Raw genomic sequence first — 22,661 nt, forward strand, 5'->3', positions numbered from 1 at the left:
ATGAACACCATGCGGCTGTTGATATCCACGGTCATCCTGCTGACGGGGCTGCTGTCCGGTGCAGCGATGGCCCTGGATGAGCCACATCCCCTGCGGCTCTTCGGCCACTCCACCCTTGAAAACCCGCGCCTGGAGCTTGATGAAAGTGACTGGCGCTGGCTGCGCGAGCGACGCGTATTGCTGATGGGCGTGTCGGCGCCGGACTACGCGCCTTTCGACCTGAGCAACGACAACGATTTTGAAGGGATCACCGCTGACTATGCGTGGCTGATCAGCCTTATCTTAAACATCCCTATCGAGGTTCGACGCTACGACACCCGCGATGAAGTGATCGAAGCACTCAAGCGGGGCGAGGTAGATCTGGTCGGCTCGGCCAATGGCTATGAGGCGGCCGATAAGGACCTGGTACTGTCGCGCTCCTATGCCAACGATCAACCGGTGTTGGTGACCCGCGCGGGTGATAGCCATTCATTGAGCGCCGACCTGGCCGGCAAGCGGGTTGCGATGCTCTATCACTATATGCAGCCGGATGCGGTCCAGGCCTTTTATCCGAAGGCGCAACTGCTGCTATATGGCTCGACCCACCAGGCCATTGGCTCCGTGGCGTTCGGCCAAGCCGATGTGTATCTGGGTGATGCCATCAGTGCCCGCTACCTGATCAACAAGAATCATCTCAATAATGTCCGCATGGCAGACTTTTCCGCGCTGGAAGTCAACCCGTTCGGGTTTGCCTTCACCGAGGACAATATTCGCCTGCTGAAGATCATCAATGCCGCGCTGGCCGTTATCCCGGCCGGCCAGCAGATGGAGATCCTGCGCCGCTGGAGTGCCGGCGACAGCGGTTTCCTGGCCGCCGACCGGTTGCGTCTGAGTGAGAATGAGCGGCGCTGGCTGGAGAAACATCCCCTGGTGAAAGTGGCGGCGCTCGACAAGTTCGTGCCCCTGTCATTTTTCAACGAGCAGGGGCAGTTCGTGGGGTTGAGCGAGGAGGTCCTGTCGCGGGTCAGCCTGCGCACGGGCTTGAAATTCGAAGTGCTGCAAGGCAGTTCGTTGCCTCGGCAGATTGACGAAGTCAGCAACGGAGCAGTGGACATACTGGCAGTGATCACGCCCAGCGTTGAACGCTCTGAAAAGCTGCGTTTTACTCGGCCCTACCTGTCCAATCCCTATGTGCTGGTGGCGCGCGCCGGTGACGAAAGCCTGGTGACACTGGAGGACATGCCCGGCAAACGCCTGGCATTTATCGGCGGCAACAGCCTCGCCGCGCAAATTGCCCGGGACTATCCAGGCATTGACTGTTTTAACGTCGAGAACCCGGAGCAGGCCCTGGATCTGGTCGCCAAGGGCGGTGCCGATGCAACCGTTATTTCGCTGATCAGTGCACGCTACATGATTGCGCGCCATTTCAGAGATCGCTTGCGTATCACCAGCACGGTCGGTACGGAACCGGCGCGGATTGCTTTTGGCGTCAACCGCAGCCAGCTGGAGCTGTATTCGATCCTCGAAAAGGCGCTGTTAAGTATCACGCCTGAAGAAATGGACGAACTGACCAACCGTTGGCGCAGTGAGATAATTATCGAAGACAGCTACTGGATCAGTCATCGCAGCGTGATCATCCAGGGATTTGGCCTGGCCGCGTTGCTGCTGCTGATTACCCTGGGCTGGGTGCTTTACCTGCGCAACCTGATTCGCAGGCGCGCGCAGGCAGAACGCGCCTTGAGCGACCAGATGCGGTTTATGAGCGAGCTGATCGACGGCACGCCGCACCCGATTTACGTGCGTGATCGCCAGGGCAGGTTAATGGCTTGCAACAACGCTTACCTTGACGTGTTTGGTTTCAAGCTGGAGGACGTGATTGGCAAGACGGTGGTCCAAACCGACACCGGCAACCCGCCCCAGGCGCAGTCGTACCATGCTGATTACTTGAATGTGATGGAGCTGGGCGAGCCGCAGATCCGGGATCGGGTACTCAAGGTTCCCGGCGGTGGTGTGTTGACCATCTACCAATGGATGCTGCCACACCGCGACAGTCACGGAAAAGTCGTGGGCATGATTGCCGGCTGGGTGGATGTCAGCGAACGCCAGCGCCTGCTGGGCCAGCTACAGGAGGCCAAGGAGGAGGCCGACGCCGCCAACCGTGCCAAGACCACGTTCCTGGCCACGATGAGCCATGAAATCCGCACGCCCATGAATGCGGTGATTGGCATGATCGAACTGGCCCAGAAAAACGCCGAGCAGGGCCGGGTTGATCAGGACGCGCTGGAGGTGGCCTCGATGGCGTCCCGAAGCCTGTTGGAGCTGATTGGCGATATTCTGGACATCGCACGGATAGAATCCGGCCACTTGTCCTTGACCCTGGCGCCGGCCAACCTTCACGAATTGTTGGCCTCCGTAGCGCGCGTGTTTGAGGGGTTGGCGCGGGACAAGGGTTTGCAATTGCAAGTCGAGCTCGCCCCGACGACTGACCGACAGGTGCTCATAGACCCTTTGCGCTTCAAGCAAGTGGTTTCCAATTTGCTGGGCAATGCCATCAAGTTTACCGCGAGCGGCCAGGTGCGCTTGGGTGCCCAGTGCCGGCCGGCCATGGCCGACGATCATTTGAACCTGCAGCTGTATGTGGAGGACACGGGGGTTGGCATCAGTGCCGAAGACCAGCAGCGTTTGTTCAACCCTTTTATCCAGGGCAGCAATAACGACCAGTCGGCGCGCACTGGGTCCGGCCTCGGATTGGTGATCAGCCGCAACCTGTGCGAAATGATGGGGGGTCGTCTGCACTTGAGCAGTGTGCTGGGCAAGGGGACGCGGGTGGACGTGACCTTGGCGCTGGCGTTGACTACGCCAGCAGCATCGGCGTCCTTAGCCGGCGAACCTGTCCCGACGACGCAGGCATTGAACCTGCTGGTGGTGGATGACTACCCGGCAAACCGCTTGCTGCTTTCTCGACAGCTGGGCTTCCTGGAGCACCACATCGTTACTGCTGAAGATGGCGCTGAGGGCTATGCACTGTGGCTGGATGGGAAATTTGATGGCGTGATCACCGACAGTAACATGCCGGTCATGGATGGCTACACATTGGCACGTAATATCCGAGCCCAGGAGCGCCAGCGTGGCCTGGCACCGTGCCTGATCTTGGGGTTCACCGCCAACGCCCAGCCGGAGGAGACCGAGCGCTGCCGGCAGGCGGGCATGGACGGTTGTCTGTTCAAGCCGACCGGGCTTGATGATTTGCGCGCGGCGTTGGCATCGCGCACCTCAGCAATCGTAAGGGATGAGCGCGAACCGGTGTGTGATTTAAGCACGCTGACCTCGTTGACAGGCGGCGACACGAGCGCCCTCAACGAGCTGTTGATGCCTCTGCTCAGTAGTCTCGCAGAGGATCGCTCGCGGCTGCTGGCGCTGCGACAACACGCGGATTTCGCCACGTTGCATGACTTGGCTCATCGCGTTAAAGGCGGGGCTCGCATGGTCAAGGCCCAGGCGCTGATGAACTGCTGCGAAGCCTTGGAAAGCGTGTGTGAAAACGCTGACCGCGATGCAGTGGCGGTTGCGGTTGAGGCGCTATGCACAGCGATCGACGATTTGCGCCATAGCCTGAGCCAGTACAGCAAGCTGGCTTGACCTATGTGCATGGGTATCTACACAACTTTCAAAGGCTGGCGAATTTCCCTGTGGCGAGCGGGCTTGCCCCGCGTTGGGCTGCGCAGCAGCCCCAAAACCAGGCGCAGAGGACAGTCTGATACTCCGCGTTCGTCTTCATTGGGGCTGCTTCGCAGCCCAACGCGGGGCAAGCCCGCTCGCCACAGAAGCCCCTGTTCACTGGGTTTCAGCTGCGAGCCAAAGTTGTGTAGATACCTATGCCCATGTGGGTAGCCATTCAGCGGATTTGGGAGAACTCCTACATGGATCGGGAACAAGCCTGATTTTGTCTTCGGGGTATGTCTGGAAAATGGGCCGCGCTCACCGACGAGTAATGCCTGCCCAGGGATTCGCCATGCCAAACAAAGCACTGACCATCCTGATTGCCGATGAACAGCACCTGCAACGTCTGCACATCGAAAAAATGCTCAACCAGCTGGGGTACTACCGGATCGTTCCGGTGCAAACCTTCGAAGAGGTGCAACTGCTCACCGCCATCCCGGCACAGCCTTTTGACGTGCTGATCATTAATGCGGCGCTTGCGGTTCACACCTGCGGGCCGCAGCCCCAGGCGCATCATGTGCTGATCTACGACCACCGGGAACTGAGCCCGAATCCTGACACGCACGCCGACGCAATGCCGGGGGTTCGGGTGCGCCTGCCCGGCGTGCCGGACAACGTCAACCTTGAACACTTCATGGACATCATCGACCCACCCGCAGCCACTACCGGCCTGCGGGTGCTGCCTTGGCTGCGGGAATTATCACGCACGCCCATGCCAGGGGTTTAATCCCACTTCGGTGCGATACCCTTTGGACTGGTCAGGCGATGGCCGCGATCCAGCTCGGCAAGCTGCTGCATGTCGGCAGCGCTCAAGGTCAGTTGCAGCGCCTTGAGGTTGCTTTCCAGGTTGGCGCGTTTAGTCGACGACGGGATGACCGCATAACCTAGCTGCATGGCCCACGCCAGGGCCACTTGTGCCGGGGTCGCCTGATGGCCCGCGGCGATCTGCTGGATTACCGGGTCTTTGAGCACCTCGCCGTAGGCCAATGTCATGTAGGAAGTGATCTGGATACCGTTGGCGGTGGCGAACTCCACTACCGTGCGATTTTGCAGGTAGGGGTGCAGTTCGATCTGGTTGGTGGCGATGTTCTCGGCCCCAACGGCAGTGATCGCTTGCTTCATCAGGTCGACGGTGAAATTGGAAATGCCGATCTGGCGGGTCAGGCCCAGGCGCTTGGCTTCCAGCAGTTGGCCCATGAATTCGGCGACAGGCACCTGGCCTTCCGGCGATGGCCAGTGGATCAAGGTCAGGTCCAGATAGTCGGTTTTCAGTTTGCGCAAGCTTTCGCGCAGGCTGGGAATCAACTGGCCTTCGGCGAAATGGGCGATCCAGATCTTGCTGGTGATAAATAGCTCATCGCGCGGGATGCCGCTGTCTGCAATCGCTTGGCCCACCTCGGCTTCGTTCTCGTAGATCTGCGCGGTATCGATGGCGCGATAGCCCAGTTCCAGGCCGGTGCTGACGGAATCGATCACCACCTGGCCTTGCAGGCGGAAGGTGCCAAGGCCGAAGGCCGGAACGTTTTGCGTTGGGATAGACATCAGTAACTCCTGAAGGGGTGTGAGCAATGGAGTCGAGTATCCGCCCGTCGTTCCTTCGGAAAAACCGTCGAATCCGAAAAGGACTCTTTACCGCAGGTCACGAATCTTCGGGTGCAGAAGTTTTGTACTGAATCGCACACCGTTCAAATGTGGGAGCGGGCTGGCTCGCGAAAGCGGTGGGTCAGCCAGTACATCCGTCACTGATACACCGCTTTCGCGAGCAAGCCCGCTCCCACATTTTGATCTTCATCAGTCAGTTGGTTTGTGCTGTTCCCGCAAGCGCTCGGCCGCACTGCGCAACACTTGTTCGGTGGCGTTCCAACCCAGGCAACCATCGGTCACCGACACGCCGTACTTCATGGATGCGCTCAACGGTTGGCAGCCTTCGAACAGATGACTTTCGAGCATCATGCCTATCAGCGCCACGTCACCCTGTAGCCGTTGCTCCAATACCTCGTTGAAAACCGCCGGTTGACGCAGCGGGTCTTTGCCACTGTTGGCATGGCTGCAATCAACCATGATGCGCGCTGCTACCTTGGACTTGGCCAGGTCGTGCCTGACCTGCGCCACCTGTTGCGCGTCATAGTTCGGCCCACGGTGACCGCCGCGCAGCACCAGATGGGTGTCCGGGTTGCCCGGGGTCTGGATGATCGCCGGGTGGCCCTGGCTGTCGACGCCGAAGTGGCGATGCGGGTGGGCGGCCGAACGCATCGCGTCACAGGCAATGGCCACGCCGCCATCGGTGCCGTTCTTGAAGCCCACGGGCACGCCCAGGCCGCTGGCCATTTCGCGGTGGATTTGCGATTCGGTAGTGCGCGCACCAATCGCAACCCAGCTGAGCAAGTCATCGAAGTAGCCGGCGGCCATGGGTTGCAGCAGCTCAGTGGCGACCGGCAGGCCCAGGCGCAGCATTTCGCGCATCAGCTCACGGGACAGGGTGAGGCCGGCAGCCATGTCGTCGCTGCCATCCAGTCGCGGGTCGTAGGCCAGGCCTTTCCAGCCGATGGTGGTGCGCGGTTTTTCGACATAGGCACGGATCACCAGGAGCATCTGGTCGCTGACTTCAAGCGCGAGCTTCTTCAGGTTGCGCGCGTATTCCATGGCCGATTCCGGGTCGTGGATCGAGCACGGTCCGACGATCACCAGCAAACGCGAATCTTCGCCATTGAGGATGGCACGCACGGCTTGGCGATGGGCATGGACTTGTTCGTTGAGGAACGGGCTGAGGGGCAACTGATGCTTGAGCTCAAGGGCACTGGGCAGGCGCTGGGTCAGGGCTTCATTGGCGCTGGTCAGGGTGCGGATCGGCAGAGCGGCGGTGGCGGAGTTCATATTCAAGGCTTCCTGGGCAAGCGGCGGTTCGGTCCCGCGCGCCTGGCCCTACTGGGGTGTTCGACAATTGGCCGGGTTGGCTACGTGTGTTGGCTTGCCACCAATAGGTGACCGATCGGAGGCGGCAGGCTGTCCCGAGCGGAGCTGGCTAAATCGCCATGCGGTGCACATGTCGTAGCGGTAATAGGTGGCGTAATTCATGTCGTATGTCCTTTAAGTGGTCTTGCAAAAAGATGAGGGCCTTAAAAAACAAAACCCCCGGGTCGGGGAGCCGACCGGGGGTTAGATTTCTCTGGCAGGCGACCCCTTGAACAGTGGGCGCCGATTTCAGGTATCAGGCGCGCCAGTGGCTAAACCAATACCCAAAATAAAAGCTGGCAGCTGCGCTCGAACCGTTCACGCGGCTAGCCGATACCGAGCGCGGGGCGCTGGCAGCAGGGCAAACCTGAGTGTGGGTGAGTTGCAACATGGCATGTCTCCGAAAGATGGGGGGAGCTTACTAGAGGCATGCGGGCGGACTCAATCATTAATTTCTATTGCACACGGGTACTCAGCGCTATGGGGCGAGATATGCTTGCAACCCTTGATGATGATTGCTTGGACGCGACCATGACGACTTTGACCCTTGCTGCTGCTCAATCCATCTCCATCGCGGGCGACTTGCCCGCCAATATTGAGCGGCATCTGATTTTTATGCAGGCGGCAGCCGAGCACGGTGTGCAATTGCTGGTGTTCCCGGAGCTGTCGCTGACGGGGTATGAGCCGTCATTGGCTGCCGGTTTGGCGATTGCGCCGGATGACCCTGTCCTGGCCCCCCTGCGTGAAACGGTCAGGGAGCTGGGGCTGACGGCGGTGGTAGGCATGCCGATCCGCCAGGCACCCGAGGCCGGCGTGTCGATTGGCGCATTGGTACTGGGGGCGGATGGCTCCCTGGCGGTCTACACCAAGCAACATCTACATCCAGGCGAAGAGGTTGCGTTTGTCCCGGGGCAGGGCGGCGCGCCTCTTGAGTGGGCCGGTGACACCATTGCATTGGCCGTGTGCGCGGATTTTTCCCACGCCAGCCATCCGCGCCTGGCGGTAAAGGCGGGCGCCACTGTCTATGCCGTCGGCGCGCTGATCAGCGAAGGCGGCTACCCAACGGACAGCGCGCTGCTCCAGGGCTATGCAGCCGAGCACGGCCTGCTGGTGTTGATGGCCAACCATGGTGGCCCATCCGGTGGCTATGTTTGCGCGGGGCGTAGCGCTATCTGGGCCGCTGATGGCAACTTGCTCGCCGCTGCGCCTGGGGTAGGTGATGCATTGGTGATTGCTCATCGCGATGACGGCGTGTGGGCTGGCCAGGTAGTGGTTGTCTAAATGACGTTTCACTTGCGCGCGGCCACCGACCAGGACCTCCCATTTGCACGAACCCTGACCTTCGAGTCGATGAGTCGCTACTACCGGCAATACGATTTGGTGTGGTCCAGCGCTGGCTTCGACGTCGCCTGGGCTGGCCGGGAGAACTGGCTGATCTGCGACGGCGACGCCGTGATGGGGTTTGTCAGCCTCAGCCGCGACAGCCGGGCGCTCTATATTCGCGAGTTGCACTTGCTCGAGGCGTTTCGTGGGCGCGGTGCGGGCAGTTGGGTATTGGAGCAGATGGCGCTCAAGGCGCAGGCGTTGGGCCTGTTGCGTTTGACGGTATTCAAGACCAACCCCGCGCGCAGGCTCTATCAGCGCAGGGGGCTCAGTATCGTCGGTGAAGAAGACTGTTTCTGGCGTATGGAGCGTGTTTGCGGTTCAAGCTAAACATGCAACGTTTAGCAATAAGTGCATACTGGACTCAGGAGACGATTTCCTGATCGTTGCTCTGGCCATCAGCCTCAGCAAGGATGATCCCTTCTTTCATGCCCAGCAGGACCGCTACCTTATGGGCTTCCCCACGCCGTCCCTTTTTACGCCCAGCGAGCACTTGATAGGTGGTGGCCGGATCTACGCCGTGCTCACGGGCGAACGCTTGCACTGACTTTCCTTGATGTTCCAGCCAAGCCTTGGCTTGTACAGCGGTACGGATTCCGGGCATAGTTCAAAACCGTTCAAGTTTGTTTAACTGAGAAGTGAGTGTGTCACCTCTTGGGGTGTGCCAGATAGGATCATACATCCAAATGAGTGGAATCGGTTCGCGTTTGAGGCAAGAAAGAGAGCGACTTGGCCTGTCGCAAAAAGTTTTTGGCGAAATAGGAGGCGTTGAGGCAAACGCACAAGGCAAATACGAAAGTGGAGAGCGAGCCCCCAAGGCGGACTACTTGTCACGAGTCGCTGAAAGAGGCGTAGATGTGTTGTACGTGTTGACGGGCTATGCGACACCGATTCAGTTGGAAAACCTCAGTCAGATCGAAGAGAAGGTTCTGGGCGATTACCGCGCCATGTTCAAGGAAGACCAGGCTGCAATCCGTCGATTGACGTCAACCCTGGCCGAGCATTCAGCCGCGCAGAATGGAAAAAACAAGCTCAGGCCCCAGAATTCCTGACCTTTCGCCCAGCAAATAGAGCCGTCTGCCGCCTGGCGCGCGGTTGCTGGGTGTTCAAACACTATATATATGACGCTTGCAGCTAGGTCTGCGCCTTGGTTTTTTGCTAAGGTGTTCAGCAACCTATAAGACCATATCGCGAGGTGTCTGCTTGATTAGGGGGCTAGTAGTCGATGACCATGATCTCGTTCGTACAGGCATTACACGAATGCTGGCTGACATCGATGGCCTGCAAGTAGTCGGCCAGGCTGAGTCCGGGGAAGAGTCCCTGATCAAGGCCCGGGAGTTGAAACCCGATGTGGTGCTGATGGATGTCAAGATGCCCGGTATCGGCGGTCTTGGTGCCACGACCAAATTGTTGCGCAGTCATCCGGACATCAAAGTGGTGGTGGTAACCGTCTGCGAAGAAGACCCGTTCCCGACGCGCTTGTTGCAGGCCGGCGCGGCCGGTTACCTGACCAAGGGCGCAGGTTTGGCCGAAATGGTCCAGGCCATTCGCCTGGTGTTTGCCGGCCAACGTTACATCAGCCCGCAGATCGCCCAGCAATTGGCCATTAAATCCTTCCAGCCCGTCAGTGATTCGCCGTTTGATGCGCTGTCGGAGCGGGAAATCCAGATCGCCTTGATGATCGTCGGTTGCCAGAAGGTGCAGACGATCTCCGACAAGCTGTGCCTGTCGCCCAAGACCGTCAACACCTACCGTTATCGCATTTTCGAGAAGCTCGCCATCAGCAGTGATGTTGAATTGACCCTGCTCGCGGTGCGCCACGGCATGGTGGACGCCAGCGCCTGACATGACCACACCGTTTGATCCAAGTGCCTTTCTCTCTACCTGCAGTGGCCGCCCCGGCGTGTACCGCATGTTCGACAGCGAGGCGCGCCTGCTTTATGTCGGCAAGGCCAAGAACCTGAAAAATCGCCTGGCGAGCTATTTTCGCAAGAGCGGTCTCGCGCCCAAGACCGCTGCGCTGGTGGCGCGTATCGCCCAGGTTGAAACCACCATCACCGCCAACGAAACCGAAGCGCTGCTGCTTGAGCAGACGCTGATCAAGGAATGGCGGCCGCCCTACAACATCCTGCTGCGCGATGACAAATCCTACCCCTACGTGTTTTTGTCCGATGGCCACTTCCCGCGCCTGAGCATTCACCGGGGCGCGAAGAAGCAAAAGGGCAAGTATTTCGGGCCCTATCCCAGCGCCGGGGCGGTCCGCGAAAGCCTGAGCCTGCTGCAAAAAACCTTTTTTGTGCGCCAGTGCGAAGACAGCTTCTACAAGAACCGCACCCGTCCGTGCCTGCAGTACCAGATCAAACGCTGCAAGGCGCCCTGTGTCGGCCTGGTTGAACCGGCCGAGTACGCCGAGGATGTACGCCATTCGTTGATGTTCCTCGAAGGCCGCAGCAATGCGCTTACCGATGAGCTCTCCAGCGCCATGGAACAAGCCGCTGGTAGCCTGGATTTCGAAAAGGCCGCCGAACTGCGCGACCAGATTTCCCTGCTGCGCCGCGTGCAGGATCAGCAGAGCATGGAAGGCGGCACCGGTGACGTGGACGTGATCGCCGCCTTCGTCAACCCGGGCGGTGCCTGTGTGCACTTGATCAGCGTGCGTGGCGGACGGGTGTTGGGCAGCAAGAACTTCTTCCCGCAGACGGGCATCGACGAGGAGGTGGCCGAAGTTATGTCGGCCTTCCTCGGGCAGTATTACGTCAGCAGCCCTGAACGCGACCTGCCATCGGAGTTGATCGTCAACGTGGTGCATGAAGACTTCCCCACGCTGATCGAGGCGATCCACGAACTTCGCGGCCGCGAGCTGGACATCAGCCACCGCGTACGCGGTACCCGTGCACGCTGGCAGCAAATGGCCGTGACCAATGCCGAACAGGCCCTGAGCGCGCGCCTGGCCAATCGACAGCACGTCGCCGCACGCTTCGACGCCCTGGCCCAAGTCCTCAACCTGGACGAGCCGCCGCAACGTCTTGAGTGCTACGACATCAGCCACTCCAGCGGCGAAGCCACGGTGGCATCCTGCGTGGTGTTCGGGCCTGAAGGTCCGATCAAGTCCGATTATCGGCGCTACAATATCGAAGGCATCACTGCCGGCGATGACTACGCCGCCATGCACCAGGCGCTGACGCGCCGCTTCAGCAAGTTGAAGGACGGCGAGGGCAAACTGCCGGATATCCTGCTGGTGGACGGCGGCAAAGGCCAGCTGTCCATGGCCCGCGACGTGCTCAACGAACTGGCCGTGCCCGACCTGATCCTGCTCGGCGTGGCCAAGGGCACCACGCGCAAGGCCGGTTTCGAGACGTTGTACTTGAATGATGCCGCCCATGAGTTCACCTTGAAGGGCGACTCGCCAGCGCTGCATCTGATCCAACAGATCCGCGATGAAGCCCACCGTTTCGCCATCACCGGCCACCGCGCCCGACGTGGCAAGACCCGGCGAACCTCAACCCTGGAAGGGGTGGCGGGGGTTGGCCCGACGCGACGTCGCGATTTGCTCAAACATTTTGGTGGCTTGCAAGAGCTCTCCCGTGCCAGCATTGACGAAATAGCCAAAGCACCCGGTATCAGTAAAAAGCTCGCTGAGTTGATTTATGCGAATCTGCATAGCGAATAGAATGCCTTTCCACCTCGTAGCCAGTTGTGCCGATGAATATCCCTAATCTGATCACCGTTCTACGCGTTCTGCTTATTCCCATTTTCATTCTGTTGTTCTATTTGCCGTACGAATGGAGCTACGTGGCCTCCAGTTCCGTGTTCGCCTTCGCGGCCGCCACCGACTGGCTCGACGGCTACCTGGCGCGCCGCCTGGAACAGAGCACGCCATTCGGTGCATTCCTGGACCCGGTGGCCGACAAGCTTATGGTCGCGGTCGCCCTGGTGCTGCTGGTGCAGGAACACGGCAACCTGTGGCTGACCCTGCCGGCCGCGGTGATCATCGGCCGCGAGATCGTCGTCTCGGCGCTGCGCGAGTGGATGGCCGAAATCGGCGCCCGCGCCCATGTCGCCGTGTCGAACATGGGCAAATGGAAAACCGCCGCGCAAATGCTCGCACTGGTCATCTTGCTGGCCAACCCATCGGACTTCTCGTTCTGGGTACTCACCGGTTACGCCTTGCTGCTGATCGCCGCGGGCCTGACCCTGTGGTCCATGCTGCAATATCTGCGCGCCGCCTGGCCCCACCTGCGCACTACGGTCGAAAAGAAATAAAACTTTTTTGAATCAAGGTGTTGACGGGTTCTGATAATTCTATAGAATGCGCACCACCAAGACGCGGGAATAGCTCAGTTGGTAGAGCACGACCTTGCCAAGGTCGGGGTCGCGAGTTCGAGTCTCGTTTCCCGCTCCAAATATTAAAAAATGGATCTCTGAAAAGAGGTCCATTTTTTTTCGTCCCAAGAAAAGTTTTTTTTTGGTTTTTTGCCGCGCCTCCCTAAAAGCAGTCAGCAACGGTTGGTGTGCAGCTGCATTCCCATGGCGGCATGAAGAAGTCGCACGACCTCAATCATGCCGACGTTTACAACGCGATAAAACACCATATGCCATATGCCATATGCCATATGCCATGGGCCTTTGGCCGACCCATGAGGGCGTTCGGGCGACCAAAGTCCCGCGAGACAGGGCGTACAATTAATGTGATCGTTGCCGGATACGGTCAGTATCAGCGGCTTCGGATTGGCGGAATCAAGGGCCGTTCTGACTGTTGGGCAAGCGACCGCGCATTAAATTGTCGCTTCCATAACTGCGGCTAAACTCTATTTTGCTGGCCAAGACGGATCGGCGGCAGCAGTGAGTTTCGTTGGTCCCGTTGAATATCTATCTTCGAGACAAGGAGCAGTCATGACTTCGCTAGACATGTACGGAAAGGGATATTCGAGATTGCGCTGTGTCGGTCAGTCTATCTATTGACCGACACACCGCAACGGCGAGCAAGCAGGCTTTAGCTGCATTGCCAGGTCAGCGGGGTGCTGCCCAGGATTGGCGCAGACGCCTCGTTAGAGCCGCTCAACCGAATTGACTTGCCGATTCAACCGCGGTTTTTGGCTTCCAGCTACGTGTCAGATGATAAGCAATGGCCAGCCATATGAACCATCCCGGCATGACCATCAAGGCAACGCGGGTGTCAGGCCTCAAGGCCAGCAGGCACAGAACGAAGCCCATAAACGCCAGTGAGAACCATGCCATTGGGACGCCGCCGGGCATCTTGTAGGCCGATTTTGCGTGAAGCTCAGGACGCTTTTTGCGATAGGCAATGTAGGACGCGAGGATGGTCGACCACGTGAAGATCACCAGAATCGCTGACACGGTGGACACGATAGTGAATGCTGTCATGACTTCCGGAACGATGAACAGCACGAGCACACCCAGCAGCATCAACACTGTCGTGAAGGCCAGGCTCAGCAGGGGTACGCTGTTGCCCGACAGTCGCCGAAAAATACCCGGAGCGTTGTCCTGATTCGCCAGCCCGAACAGCATGCGGCTGGAGGAGAATACGCCACTGTTGGCCGATGAGGCGGCAGAGGTCAGGACCACGAAGTTAACGATGCCGGCTGCTGCGGGAAAGCCTGCGACGAGGAAAAGTTCGACAAAAGGGCTTTTAACCGGTGACACCTGTTGCCAGGACGTCACGGCAATAATGCAGCCCAATGCCAACACGTAGAACAGGATGATTCGCAGCGGAATCGAGTTGATCGCTTTGGGTAGGGTCCGCTCCGGAGACCGGGTTTCTGCCGCCGCGGTGCCGATCAGCTCAGTGCCGGCAAATGAGAAGATGGCCATCTGAAAACCGGCGAAGAAACCAAGCAGGCCATTAGGGAATGCAGCCTGCTTATCCACCAGGTGGCCCAGGGACGCGGTAACGCCGCTGGGGGAAACGAACGAGCTGGCAATCAGCACGATGCTCACGCCAATAAGCGTCACCACGGCGATGATCTTGATGATCGCGAACCAGAATTCGACTTCACCGAAAAGCCTGACCGTCAGCACGTTCAGGGCGAACAGTGTCGCCAGCATCCCGATCGCCGGTATCCAGGCAGGCAGATGGGGGAACCAGTACTGGAAAAACCCTCCGACGACGACGGCATCGCCGATCACTGCAACGCTCCAGCTCAGCCAATACGACCAGCCGAGGAAAAATGCGGCGCGAGGCCCCAGGTAGGCGCCGGCAAAATCCGCAAAGGTCTTGAAATTCAAATTGGAAAGCAGCATTTCGCCCATGGCACGCATGACGAAGTAAACGAACAGGCCAATGATCATGTAGATGAGGATGATCGAGGTGCCGGAGAGGGCGATGATCTTTCCGGAGCCCATGAACAAACCCGTGCCAATGGCGCCTCCCATGGCCATTAATTGGATGTGACGATTGTTGAGCGTGCGCTGCAGCGCAGGCTGTTCAACCTGCTCTGATAAATTCGATTTCATTTCAAAACCTCTTGATCTTATGTTTTTGAGTTTTGGCAGAAAAGTGGTTGTCCAGCGCCATTGTCAGGACGCAATGGCGGGTCACGGTGTTGTTTTATTTGGACAGTGACGGCTCGCTGCACAGGCCTTGGAGCGTCACCGCGAGGTCAACTGGCCGTGCGCAGATGGGCGGCTTTGGTCGGTTGCTGATCAAGCATCTGGAACAGGTTTTTTATATTTTCAGGCGTTGGCACCAGGTGGATGTACCGGCCGACCTGGTGTTCTTGCGCCATCGCCTGCAGGTAGCGAAGGGACGAGAAATCCTCGAGGGCAAAGCCCACGGAATCGAATACCGTGACCTGTTCATCGCTCTCGCGTCCCAGGACGTCGCCTTGAACAATCCGGAAAAACTCGACGACGGGCGAGTCAGCCTCCAGTTGCTGGATGTCACCTTCAATGCGTGTTTGTGGTTCAAACTCCACGATGACCCGGGCGTTGCGCAGGATGTCGGCGTGCAGTTCGGTCTTGCCCGGGCAGTCGCCGCCGACGGCATTGATATGCATGCCGGGCTCGATCATCTCGGGCGTCAGGATCGTTGCGTAGGCCTTGTCGGCCGTAACGGTGGTGACAATATGCGCGCCCTTGACCGCTTCCTGTACGGAGGCGGCGTGAATCACTTTGATCGTCGGGAAAGCCGCCAGATTGCGCAGCAGCTTGAGTGAGGCATCGCGATCAATATCGAAGATGCGAATTTCGTTGATGCCCAGCATTTCATGGAAGGCAAGCGCCTGAAACTCGCTCTGCGCGCCATTGCCAATCAGAGCCATCGAGGTGGCCCCTGGACGGGCAAGCGCACGCGCCACCAATGCCGAGGTTGCCGCGGTGCGAACGGCGGTGGTGAGTGTCAGCTCGCTGAGCAACGTTGGATAGCCACTGTGGACATCGGCCAGCAGACCGAATGCCATTACCGTCAGCAGGTTCTGCTGACCATTGTCCGGATGGCCGTTCACGTACTTGAAAGAATACTGCTTGCCATCATCGGTCGGCATCAACTCGATCACACCGTCCGGGGAGTGATTGGCCGTGCGCGGCGACTTGTCAAACTGCGCCCAGCGTAAATAGTCGGCTTCGATGTAGGTGGCCATCTCACGGATTGCCCGGCGGATGCCGACCTTGGCGAACAGGCGTGCGGCATCATCGACATCTATGAATAGCGTCATTTTCTTATTCTCCAATCCATCCAGTTAAACGTTGTAGAGCGGGGTGCTTAAGCGCGTTTGCTCTCGAAACCATGCAGTACGTTCACCGCATTGATCCCGATTTCATCGACCATGTAGCCGCCTTCCATCACGAAGAGGGTGGGGCAACCAACGCTCGCTATCAGCTCGCCAATTCCGATGAAATCCTGGCTTTCCAACAGGAAGTGGCTGATCGGGTCGTCTTTGAAAGTGTCGACGCCCAGTGAGATCACCAATACTTCTGGCGCGAATTGCTGAAGTTTTTTGCAGGCATGGAGCAGCGCGTCGCGATAGGTTTCCCACGCGGTGTTTTTCGGTAACGGGTAGTTGAGGTTGAACCCTTCGCCATGGCCGGCGCCGACTTCACCGCTGAACCCCGAATAGTAGGGATAGGACACGACCGGCTCGCCGTGCAGCGATACGAACATGACGTCATTGCGCTGGTAAAAAATGTTCTGGGTACCGTTGCCATGGTGAAAATCGACGTCGAGCACCGCGACACGTTTGGCGCCTTGGGTGATCGCCTGCTGTGCAGCAATGGCCGCATTGTTGAGGTAGCAGTAACCCCCCATGTATTCACGTGCCGCGTGATGGCCCGGCGGACGGCAAAGGGCAAAGGCACTGTCGTGGCCCTCATCGATAAGTGCCAGGCCTGTCAGGGCGATATCGGCACTGGTCTTGACTGCCTGCCAGGTGGTGGCGGTGATGGGTGAACCGGCATCCATTGCATAGAAGCCGAGTTTGCCGTCAATAAACGTTGGCACCTGATCGTTGGCCAAATCGCGTACAGGCCATACCAGTGGCAAGGCATCATGAGTGCGTCCTGTTGCGCACCATTCTGACCAGGCGCTTTCCAGAAAGCTCACGTAGCGCTCGCTGTGCGCGTTGACATAACACGAGCGGTCAAACACGCGCGGTTCGACTATCTGGCCAAGGCCTACCTGCTTGACACGGTTGTGAACGGTGTCGGCCCGACTGGGCTGCTCGAATGACGGCTTGAGCACGCCATCCTTCAACTCGGTGCCATGGTGCAGACGGTGGGAATCACTGAAAACTGTAAACATTCTGCGCATCCGTTAATGTGAGCCAGTGCAAATATTCTGTTCTGGTCAGGACGCGATTTCTTTGCTTTGTTTGCGTTAATCTCTATATTTATCGGACGATTTAACTCAGGAATGGCGTAATGAAGAAAAATATATCCAGGCGCATCAGCCTCGACGAGACCGATCTGGCCATTCTTGAGTTATTGCAGGACGATGCGAGCATTTCCAACGCCGAACTCAGTGAGCGGCTTTCGTTGAGCCTCACGCCTTGCTGGCGACGGCGCAAGAGAATGGAAGAGGCGGGGGTGATCAAGGGGTATCAGGCGACACTTGATCGAAGAATGCTGGGGCTGGATATCATGGCCTTCGTGCACATCCGCTTTTCTACCCACGCCGATCACGCGCCGGACGCCTTCGAGGCCGTGATTGCTCAGTTGCCACAGGTATTGGCCTGCCACAAGATCACCGGCGACGCCGACTACGTGCTTCAAGTGCTGGCGGAGGACCTTGATAGCTATAGCGACTTTATCGAGCAAGTGCTGAGGCGCCAGGTGGGTATAGCGTCTATTCAGTCGAGTCTGGCTTTGCGCGAAATCAAAGCGGGTAGCCGTATTGCCATACCCAAATTGAGCAAGGATTGAATGTCAGTCCCTCTGGGCTGAATAAATCTTTAAAACCTTCCCGCCACGTCCGTCGTCATAAGCATCTGCTCGAAACGCTCCAGGAAGACCGACTCGGCGCGGGTCATCTTTTGGTCGCGGTTCCAAAGCAAATAGACGTTCACATCGCTGACGCCCTCCCAGGGCGGCAGGCGCCAGATTTCATCGGCCTGCACATCGGCAGCGACAATGTGTTCTGGCAGGCAGCCAATGCCATATCCTGCGGCAACCAGGCGCAAGATCTCATCCAGGCTGGGTGAAGAGGCGACAATGCGTCCAGTGAAGCCTTGTTGATCCCTGAATACCGTGAGCGGCGATAAATTGCCGCCGATCTGGTCACTGGTGAAGCTCACGAAATTTTCGCTTTGCAGGTCTGACAAGGTCAGGTTCTTGCGTCCAAACAGCCGATGGCGCTTCCCACAGAAAAACGCATACCGCTGTTCAAGCATCACCCGCTGTTCGAGGCGGGGCTGCGGTGTACGGCACAGGCTCAAGCCGAAAGACGCGGTCTTTTGCAGCAGCGCACTGATCACATCCGAGCTGCGCAGTACATCAACTTCCAGTTCCACTTGAGGAAACTCATTGTGGAATTGCGCCAGGAATTCATCGTAGCTGCGAGACTGGATACGGCTGATGGACAGTAGCCTGATTTTACCCGTCACCGTCTCTGCGGGTGCGTCCAGCGCGGGGCCCAGGCGGGAGACCGTTGCGTAAATCTCTGCAGCGATCTGCATGACCTCCTCGCCGGCCTTGGACAGGGTGATACGCGGCCCGCGACGCACCACCAGTTCACTGGCAAGTTGCTCTTCCAGTCTTTTGAGCGCCTGGCTGATGGCCGGTTGGCTCAAGTGCAGGCGGGCGGCGGCCCGGCTAATGCTGCCCTCTTGCCCGATAACCAGGAAGGTGCGCAACAGATTCCAGTCCAGGCGATCATTGAGAAAACGCTTGGCTTCGGGGTCGCGCTGAAAACCAGACGATGAGAGAGTCATTATTGCCCAGGCTTATACTTGAGTATTTAGATTAGAAGCTTTTCCTAGCATAGGGCGTGGCGCACCATCCAGCAATGCACCGCGAGAGTGCGACCTTCATGCTGATGCATGACCTATCTCCTGCCTATAACAATGATTTCCGGGAGCCACAGATGACCAGCAAAACCTCCACGCCGCGGCGTGCCGCAGCCGCCGCATTTATCGGCACCACCATCGAATTCTATGACTACTACATCTATGCCTTCGCTGCGGCATTGGTGTTGGGACAGCTGTTCTTTCCCAGTGAAAACCCGGCCCTCAGCACCATGGCCGCGTTTGGTAGCTTCGCTGTAGGCTTCATCGCCCGGCCGTTCGCCGGGATGGTATTCGGTCATCTGGGTGATCGCCTGGGCCGCAAGAAAATGCTGCTGGTGACCATCGTGCTGATGGGCGTTGCGACGACCGGTATAGGCTTGTTGCCCACTTACGCCCAGGCAGGTATCTGGGCGCCCATCGGTCTGGTGTTGCTACGGTTGCTGCAAGGCATTTCTGTCGGCGGCGAATGGGGCGGCGCGGTACTGATGGCCAGCGAGCACGCCCCCAAGGGACGCAAGGTGTTTTTTGCCTCGTTCGCCCAATGGGGCAGCCCGGCCGGCCTGTTGCTGGCGCTGATCGCATTTCGTTTGATCAGTGAAATGGAACAGGAAGCCCTGATGAGTTGGGGCTGGCGCATTCCGTTCCTGATGAGCGGCGTGCTGATGATCGTCGGCCTGGCGATTCGCTTCGGTGTGCCGGAATCGCCAGAGTTCGCCGAGGTCAAGGAGAGCGAGCAAACCTCTGACAACCCGGTGATGGAGGTGCTGCGCACGGGCTGGAAGAACATTCTGTTCGCTGCGCTGGCCGTCACCATTGGTTCGGGCGGCTTCTTCTTCACCAACACCTTCATGATCACCTACGTCACTCAGTATCAGGGCATCGCCAAGACCACGATCCTGGATTGCCTGTTTGTGGTCACCATCCTGCAGTTCCTTTCGCAACCCTGTTCGGCACTGCTGGCCGAACGCTTGGGTGAAGGGCGCTTCCTCAAGTGGGTGGCGTCACTGTGTATCGTGGTGCCATATCCGATGTTCCTGCTGGTACAGACCGGCAACCTGTTCTACATGACCGCCGGTATTGCCCTGGCGGTGATCCTGCTGGCCGCACTCTATGCAGTGATTGCCGGCTACATGGCTGAAGCCTTCCCGGCGCGGGTGCGGTATTCGGGCATTTCGATTGCCTATCAACTCGGTAGCGGCTTGACCGGAGGCCTGACCCCCATGATCGGCACCTTCATCGCCGCTCAATTCGCGGGGCAATGGGTGCCACTGGCGCTGTTCTTCAGCGTGCTGGCCCTGATGTCGCTGACCGGCGTGCTGGGGCTGGCGCATCTACGCTGCGTCAACGCCAGGCCGACTGCTCTGTCCACTGCCCAAGGAGTCGCATGATGAGCAAGCCTCTCGCCATGACAGAGGTCGAATGGCAAGCGCGCTGTGAGCTGGCGGCGCTGTACCGCTTGATCGCCTACTACCGCATGACCGACCTGATCGATACCCACATTACCCTGCGTGTACCGGGACCTGCGCAGCACTTTCTGATCAACCGCTATGGTGTGGCGTTCGAAAGAATGCGCGCCAGCGATCTGATCCTGATCGACCTGCAAGGCAACGTGGTCGGTGGCAACTGCAACGGTGGCAAGGTCAACGCCGCCGGGTTCGTCATCCACTCGGCCATCCATGAGGCGCGCCCGGACCTGCACTGCATCATCCACACCCACACTGCCAGCGGTATGGCGGTGGCGGCCCAGCGCGACGGGTTGCTGCCGCTGACCCAGCATGCGCTGAAGTTCTACGGCAACCTGGCGTATCACACCTATGAAGGCATCGCGCTCTCGCTGGAGGAGCGCGCGCGCCTGGTCGCCGATCTGGGGTCGCACAAGGCGATGATCCTGCGTAACCACGGTTTGCTGGCGGCCGGTGTGGGTGTAGCAGCGGCGTTCCACGAGATTTATTTTCTGGAGCGGGCCTGCCAGGCGCAGATCCAGGCGATGTCAGCTGGTGTCGCGCTGAACATTCCCAGTGAGGCCGTATGCCAACACACGGCGGCGCAGTTTGGCCGTGACGGCATCGATGGCATTATCGACCTGGCCTGGCAGGCCGCGCTCAGTCTGATCGACGAGCAGCGCACCGACTGGTGCAGCTGACCATGGCCCGCATCGTTTTGCTCTGCCAGAACCCCGCGTTGACCGATTGGCTGGCCACGCTTTTCGCCGTCCATGCGCCGCACTTGAACGTACTGCGGCCAGACGATGTGCAGGCGCCGCTCGCCGAGGTCGCGGTGTGCTGGTTCCCACCGCCCGGCAGCCTGGGGCGCTTGCCGCGCCTGCGCCTGGTGCATTCGATCGGCTCGGGTATCGACCATCTGGCCCAGGACGACTCTCGCGATGCGGCGGTGCCGGTCTGCCGCGTGGTCGACCCTGACCACAGCCTGGGCATGAGCGAGTACGTGCACTGGGGCGTGCTGCACTTCCATCGAGGCTTCGACCAGGTGATCGTCGGCCATCCTGCGCAACATTGGCAGCGTCCGGTGCAGCGAAAGGCTGAAGATTTCAGGGTCGGTGTGATGGGCCTGGGCGCGATTGGCACGCCGGTGGCGCTCCGCCTTGCTGCGGCGGGCTACGACGTGCGCGGCTGGGCCCGCACGGCGCGTGAGATCGACGGCGTGACAACCTTCAGCGGTCCTGACTCTCGACGTGAGTTTCTCGACGCACTGGATGTACTGATCAACCTGCTGCCACTCACCCCCGCGACCCATGGCGTGTTGTGCGATGAGGTATTCCAGTGCATGGCCAAAGGCAGCGCATTGATCAATTGCGGCCGCGGCCAGCATCTCAACCTCGATGACCTACGGCAGGCACTGGCGGGCGGGCAACTGCGCGGTGCCTTGCTGGATGTCTTCGAGCAGGAGCCTTTGCCCGCCGACTCGCTGTTGTGGCACACGCCGGGGGTCTGGGTGACGCCGCACATGGCGTCTGCCGCGTCCGACCTGTGCATCGCCCGGCAAGTCGCCGACAACGTGTCGCGAATGGCCCAAGGGCTTGCACTGAACAATCGGGTCAATCCTGAACTGGGCTATTGACCGCATGGGTTTTGAGAGAGGTCCACAATGAAAACATTTTTCCACCCGGCACAGCGCCTTCACCACCCTCGTTCCTACCTGTCGCGCGGCCAGATGCGTCAGCCACAGGAGTTGCCTGCGCGTATCGACCCGCTGCTGGCGATGGTCGAAAAACTGGGTTACCCGCTGTTGGCGCCCGACGATTATGGCCAGGCACCGCTGGCCGCCGTACATACCCAGGCCTATCTGGACTACCTGAGCAGCGCTTACCAGCAGTGGCACGAAGTGCCGGAAGACTGGGGCGATGAAGTCATGTCCAATATCTATATTCGCGAAGGCAACCCTCTGCGCGGGATTCTGGGCAAGACCGCCCGCTATCTGGCTGACGGCAGTTGCCCGATCGGCGAGCACACCTGGCAGTCCGCCTATTGGTCGGCACAGAGCGCCGTGGCTGCCGCGCACGCGGTTATCGAGGGAGACCCGTCGGCTTACGCGCTTTGCCGTCCACCGGGGCACCACGCCCGTGCCGAGGCCGCAGGCGGCTTCTGCTTTCTCAACAATGCGGCAATTGCCGCTCAGGTGCTGAGGGGCAGGTTTTCCAAAGTCGCGGTGCTCGATACCGACATGCACCACGGCCAGGGCATACAGGAAATTTTTTACGACAGGGATGACGTGTTGTATGTGTCGATCCATGGTGATCCGACCAACTTCTACCCGGTGGTCGCCGGTTTTGACGACGAAACCGGAACCGGTGCCGGTGAGGGCTTCAACCTGAACCTGCCGATGGCCCACGGCGCCAGCGAGGCGGATTTTTTCAATTGCATGGATCAGGCCGCGTCTGCATTGCGCACGTTCGGCCCGGATGTGTTGGTACTCTCGCTGGGCTTCGATATTTACGAGAACGATCCCCAGTCCAAAGTATCCGTCAGCCATGAGGGCTTCCGTTTGCTGGGGCAGCGGATCAAGGCCCTGGGGATTCCTTGCGTGGTGGTGCAGGAGGGCGGTTATGACATCGCCACGCTGGATGAAAATGCCTCGCGCTTCTTCGCCGGCATGACTGCTTGACGTCACATTAATCGGTCCTGCCGCAGTGGCCTTATGAGATTCTTCAGA

The 22,661-nt window shown here is 59.1% G+C and carries 20 protein-coding genes and 1 tRNA gene; 14 read left to right on the forward strand and 7 right to left on the reverse strand.

Features of this window, described 5'->3' with window-relative positions:
• Positions 1–3,618, forward strand: coding sequence for a transporter substrate-binding domain-containing protein (locus H0Z09_RS10300; protein ID WP_186690210.1), 3,618 nt, complete (start codon positions 1–3; stop codon positions 3,616–3,618).
• Between the two features lie 373 nt (positions 3,619–3,991).
• Positions 3,992–4,426, forward strand: a complete 435-nt coding sequence (locus H0Z09_RS10305; RefSeq protein WP_186690212.1) for a chemotaxis protein CheY — start codon at positions 3,992–3,994, stop codon at positions 4,424–4,426.
• Here H0Z09_RS10305 and dkgB read toward each other — a convergent pair.
• A complete protein-coding gene (gene dkgB / locus H0Z09_RS10310) occupies positions 4,423–5,241 on the reverse strand; it encodes a 2,5-didehydrogluconate reductase DkgB (RefSeq protein ID WP_186690214.1) in 819 nt (272 codons plus the stop codon). The genes H0Z09_RS10305 and dkgB overlap by 4 nt on opposite strands.
• 249 nt (positions 5,242–5,490) lie before the next feature.
• Positions 5,491–6,573, reverse strand: a complete 1,083-nt coding sequence (locus H0Z09_RS10315) for a 3-deoxy-7-phosphoheptulonate synthase (protein ID WP_186690216.1) — start codon at positions 6,571–6,573, stop codon at positions 5,491–5,493.
• Positions 6,574–7,182: 609 nt separating this feature from the next.
• On the opposite strand from H0Z09_RS10315, the gene H0Z09_RS10320 reads away from it, so the two are divergent.
• Together H0Z09_RS10320 and H0Z09_RS10325 are read left to right on the forward strand one after the other, a co-directional pair.
• Positions 7,183–7,932: a carbon-nitrogen hydrolase family protein gene (locus H0Z09_RS10320; RefSeq protein WP_186690218.1), complete on the forward strand. Its 750-nt coding sequence runs from the start codon at positions 7,183–7,185 to the stop codon at positions 7,930–7,932.
• Positions 7,933–8,364, forward strand: coding sequence for a GNAT family N-acetyltransferase (locus H0Z09_RS10325; RefSeq protein ID WP_186690220.1), 432 nt, complete (start codon positions 7,933–7,935; stop codon positions 8,362–8,364).
• 34 nt (positions 8,365–8,398) lie between these two features.
• Here the strand turns inward: H0Z09_RS10325 and H0Z09_RS10330 are convergent, their stop codons facing one another.
• The gene (locus H0Z09_RS10330; RefSeq protein WP_186690222.1) at positions 8,399–8,638 is read right to left on the reverse strand and encodes a DNA-binding protein; all 240 of its coding nucleotides are present in this window, start codon (positions 8,636–8,638) and stop codon (positions 8,399–8,401) included.
• Positions 8,639–8,720: 82 nt separating this feature from the next.
• Between H0Z09_RS10330 and H0Z09_RS10335 the strand changes: the two genes are divergently transcribed.
• The 5 genes from H0Z09_RS10335 (at position 8,721) to H0Z09_RS10355 (ending at position 12,436) form a co-directional block, all read left to right on the forward strand.
• Positions 8,721–9,086 (forward strand): helix-turn-helix transcriptional regulator, encoded by a 366-nt coding sequence (locus tag H0Z09_RS10335; RefSeq protein ID WP_186690224.1) that lies wholly within the window; start codon positions 8,721–8,723, stop codon positions 9,084–9,086.
• Between the two features lie 151 nt (positions 9,087–9,237).
• A complete protein-coding gene (uvrY, locus tag H0Z09_RS10340; protein WP_186690226.1) occupies positions 9,238–9,879 on the forward strand; it encodes a UvrY/SirA/GacA family response regulator transcription factor in 642 nt (213 codons plus the stop codon).
• A 1-nt stretch (position 9,880) separates the two neighbouring features.
• A complete protein-coding gene (uvrC, locus tag H0Z09_RS10345; RefSeq protein ID WP_186690228.1) occupies positions 9,881–11,704 on the forward strand; it encodes an excinuclease ABC subunit UvrC in 1,824 nt (607 codons plus the stop codon).
• Positions 11,705–11,736: 32 nt separating this feature from the next.
• The gene (gene pgsA / locus H0Z09_RS10350; protein ID WP_034119069.1) at positions 11,737–12,297 is read left to right on the forward strand and encodes a CDP-diacylglycerol--glycerol-3-phosphate 3-phosphatidyltransferase; all 561 of its coding nucleotides are present in this window, start codon (positions 11,737–11,739) and stop codon (positions 12,295–12,297) included.
• A gap of 63 nt (positions 12,298–12,360) precedes the next feature.
• Positions 12,361–12,436: transfer RNA gene (locus H0Z09_RS10355), tRNA-Gly, on the forward strand.
• 656 nt (positions 12,437–13,092) lie between these two features.
• On the opposite strand, the gene H0Z09_RS10360 is transcribed toward H0Z09_RS10355, so the two are convergent.
• The 3 genes from H0Z09_RS10360 to H0Z09_RS10370 all read right to left on the reverse strand — a co-directional run bounded on the left by H0Z09_RS10360 (position 13,093) and on the right by H0Z09_RS10370 (position 16,789).
• Positions 13,093–14,508 carry an amino acid permease gene (locus tag H0Z09_RS10360; RefSeq protein ID WP_186690230.1) on the reverse strand — a complete coding sequence of 472 codons (1,416 nt, stop codon included), beginning with the start codon at positions 14,506–14,508 and terminating at the stop codon, positions 13,093–13,095.
• 146 nt (positions 14,509–14,654) lie between these two features.
• The gene (locus tag H0Z09_RS10365; RefSeq protein WP_186690232.1) at positions 14,655–15,707 is read right to left on the reverse strand and encodes an ornithine cyclodeaminase; all 1,053 of its coding nucleotides are present in this window, start codon (positions 15,705–15,707) and stop codon (positions 14,655–14,657) included.
• Between the two features lie 47 nt (positions 15,708–15,754).
• Positions 15,755–16,789, reverse strand: a complete 1,035-nt coding sequence (locus H0Z09_RS10370) for a histone deacetylase family protein (RefSeq protein WP_186690235.1) — start codon at positions 16,787–16,789, stop codon at positions 15,755–15,757.
• 119 nt (positions 16,790–16,908) lie between these two features.
• Here H0Z09_RS10370 and H0Z09_RS10375 point away from each other — a divergent pair, with 119 nt between their 5' ends.
• The gene (locus H0Z09_RS10375) at positions 16,909–17,409 is read left to right on the forward strand and encodes an Lrp/AsnC family transcriptional regulator (protein ID WP_039589627.1); all 501 of its coding nucleotides are present in this window, start codon (positions 16,909–16,911) and stop codon (positions 17,407–17,409) included.
• Positions 17,410–17,438: 29 nt separating this feature from the next.
• Here H0Z09_RS10375 and H0Z09_RS10380 read toward each other — a convergent pair whose 3' ends face one another.
• Positions 17,439–18,416: a LysR family transcriptional regulator gene (locus tag H0Z09_RS10380; RefSeq protein ID WP_186690237.1), complete on the reverse strand. Its 978-nt coding sequence runs from the start codon at positions 18,414–18,416 to the stop codon at positions 17,439–17,441.
• Between the two features lie 152 nt (positions 18,417–18,568).
• Here H0Z09_RS10380 and H0Z09_RS10385 point away from each other — a divergent pair, with 152 nt between their 5' ends.
• Genes H0Z09_RS10385 through H0Z09_RS10400 form a run of 4 tightly spaced genes read left to right on the forward strand, consistent with a single transcriptional unit; the run spans position 18,569 to position 22,613 of the window.
• Positions 18,569–19,879, forward strand: coding sequence for an MFS transporter (locus H0Z09_RS10385; RefSeq protein WP_186690239.1), 1,311 nt, complete (start codon positions 18,569–18,571; stop codon positions 19,877–19,879).
• On the forward strand, positions 19,879–20,634 hold the full coding sequence (locus H0Z09_RS10390) for a class II aldolase/adducin family protein (RefSeq protein WP_186690241.1): 756 nt from the start codon (positions 19,879–19,881) through the stop codon (positions 20,632–20,634). The genes H0Z09_RS10385 and H0Z09_RS10390 overlap by 1 nt, the downstream gene beginning before the upstream one ends.
• Before the next feature lie 2 nt (positions 20,635–20,636).
• The gene (locus tag H0Z09_RS10395) at positions 20,637–21,569 is read left to right on the forward strand and encodes a glyoxylate/hydroxypyruvate reductase A (RefSeq protein ID WP_186690243.1); all 933 of its coding nucleotides are present in this window, start codon (positions 20,637–20,639) and stop codon (positions 21,567–21,569) included.
• Between the two features lie 27 nt (positions 21,570–21,596).
• Positions 21,597–22,613, forward strand: a complete 1,017-nt coding sequence (locus tag H0Z09_RS10400) for a histone deacetylase family protein (protein ID WP_186642342.1) — start codon at positions 21,597–21,599, stop codon at positions 22,611–22,613.
• Positions 22,614–22,661: the final 48 nt, after the last annotated feature.

The organism is Pseudomonas sp. SWRI18, from assembly GCF_014268345.1.
Classification (GTDB): domain Bacteria; phylum Pseudomonadota; class Gammaproteobacteria; order Pseudomonadales; family Pseudomonadaceae; genus Aquipseudomonas; species Aquipseudomonas cedrina.

What these genes read in the sequence shown, in the direction of transcription:
- H0Z09_RS10375 (WP_039589627.1), top strand. Translation starts at nt 16,909, where the DNA reads ATGAAGAAAAATATATCCAGGCGCATCAGCCTCGACGAGACCGATCTG.
- H0Z09_RS10315 (WP_186690216.1), bottom strand. Translation starts at nt 6,573, where the DNA reads ATGAACTCCGCCACCGCCGCTCTGCCGATCCGCACCCTGACCAGCGCC.
- H0Z09_RS10300 (WP_186690210.1), top strand. Translation starts at nt 1, where the DNA reads ATGAACACCATGCGGCTGTTGATATCCACGGTCATCCTGCTGACGGGG.
- H0Z09_RS10370 (WP_186690235.1), bottom strand. Translation starts at nt 16,789, where the DNA reads ATGTTTACAGTTTTCAGTGATTCCCACCGTCTGCACCATGGCACCGAG.
- H0Z09_RS10330 (WP_186690222.1), bottom strand. Translation starts at nt 8,638, where the DNA reads ATGCCCGGAATCCGTACCGCTGTACAAGCCAAGGCTTGGCTGGAACAT.
- H0Z09_RS10325 (WP_186690220.1), top strand. Translation starts at nt 7,933, where the DNA reads ATGACGTTTCACTTGCGCGCGGCCACCGACCAGGACCTCCCATTTGCA.
- H0Z09_RS10305 (WP_186690212.1), top strand. Translation starts at nt 3,992, where the DNA reads ATGCCAAACAAAGCACTGACCATCCTGATTGCCGATGAACAGCACCTG.
- dkgB (WP_186690214.1), bottom strand. Translation starts at nt 5,241, where the DNA reads ATGTCTATCCCAACGCAAAACGTTCCGGCCTTCGGCCTTGGCACCTTC.
- H0Z09_RS10320 (WP_186690218.1), top strand. Translation starts at nt 7,183, where the DNA reads ATGACGACTTTGACCCTTGCTGCTGCTCAATCCATCTCCATCGCGGGC.
- H0Z09_RS10395 (WP_186690243.1), top strand. Translation starts at nt 20,637, where the DNA reads ATGGCCCGCATCGTTTTGCTCTGCCAGAACCCCGCGTTGACCGATTGG.
- pgsA (WP_034119069.1), top strand. Translation starts at nt 11,737, where the DNA reads ATGAATATCCCTAATCTGATCACCGTTCTACGCGTTCTGCTTATTCCC.
- H0Z09_RS10360 (WP_186690230.1), bottom strand. Translation starts at nt 14,508, where the DNA reads ATGAAATCGAATTTATCAGAGCAGGTTGAACAGCCTGCGCTGCAGCGC.
- uvrC (WP_186690228.1), top strand. Translation starts at nt 9,881, where the DNA reads ATGACCACACCGTTTGATCCAAGTGCCTTTCTCTCTACCTGCAGTGGC.
- H0Z09_RS10335 (WP_186690224.1), top strand. Translation starts at nt 8,721, where the DNA reads ATGAGTGGAATCGGTTCGCGTTTGAGGCAAGAAAGAGAGCGACTTGGC.
- H0Z09_RS10380 (WP_186690237.1), bottom strand. Translation starts at nt 18,416, where the DNA reads ATGACTCTCTCATCGTCTGGTTTTCAGCGCGACCCCGAAGCCAAGCGT.
- H0Z09_RS10390 (WP_186690241.1), top strand. Translation starts at nt 19,879, where the DNA reads ATGAGCAAGCCTCTCGCCATGACAGAGGTCGAATGGCAAGCGCGCTGT.
- H0Z09_RS10385 (WP_186690239.1), top strand. Translation starts at nt 18,569, where the DNA reads ATGACCAGCAAAACCTCCACGCCGCGGCGTGCCGCAGCCGCCGCATTT.
- H0Z09_RS10365 (WP_186690232.1), bottom strand. Translation starts at nt 15,707, where the DNA reads ATGACGCTATTCATAGATGTCGATGATGCCGCACGCCTGTTCGCCAAG.
- H0Z09_RS10400 (WP_186642342.1), top strand. Translation starts at nt 21,597, where the DNA reads ATGAAAACATTTTTCCACCCGGCACAGCGCCTTCACCACCCTCGTTCC.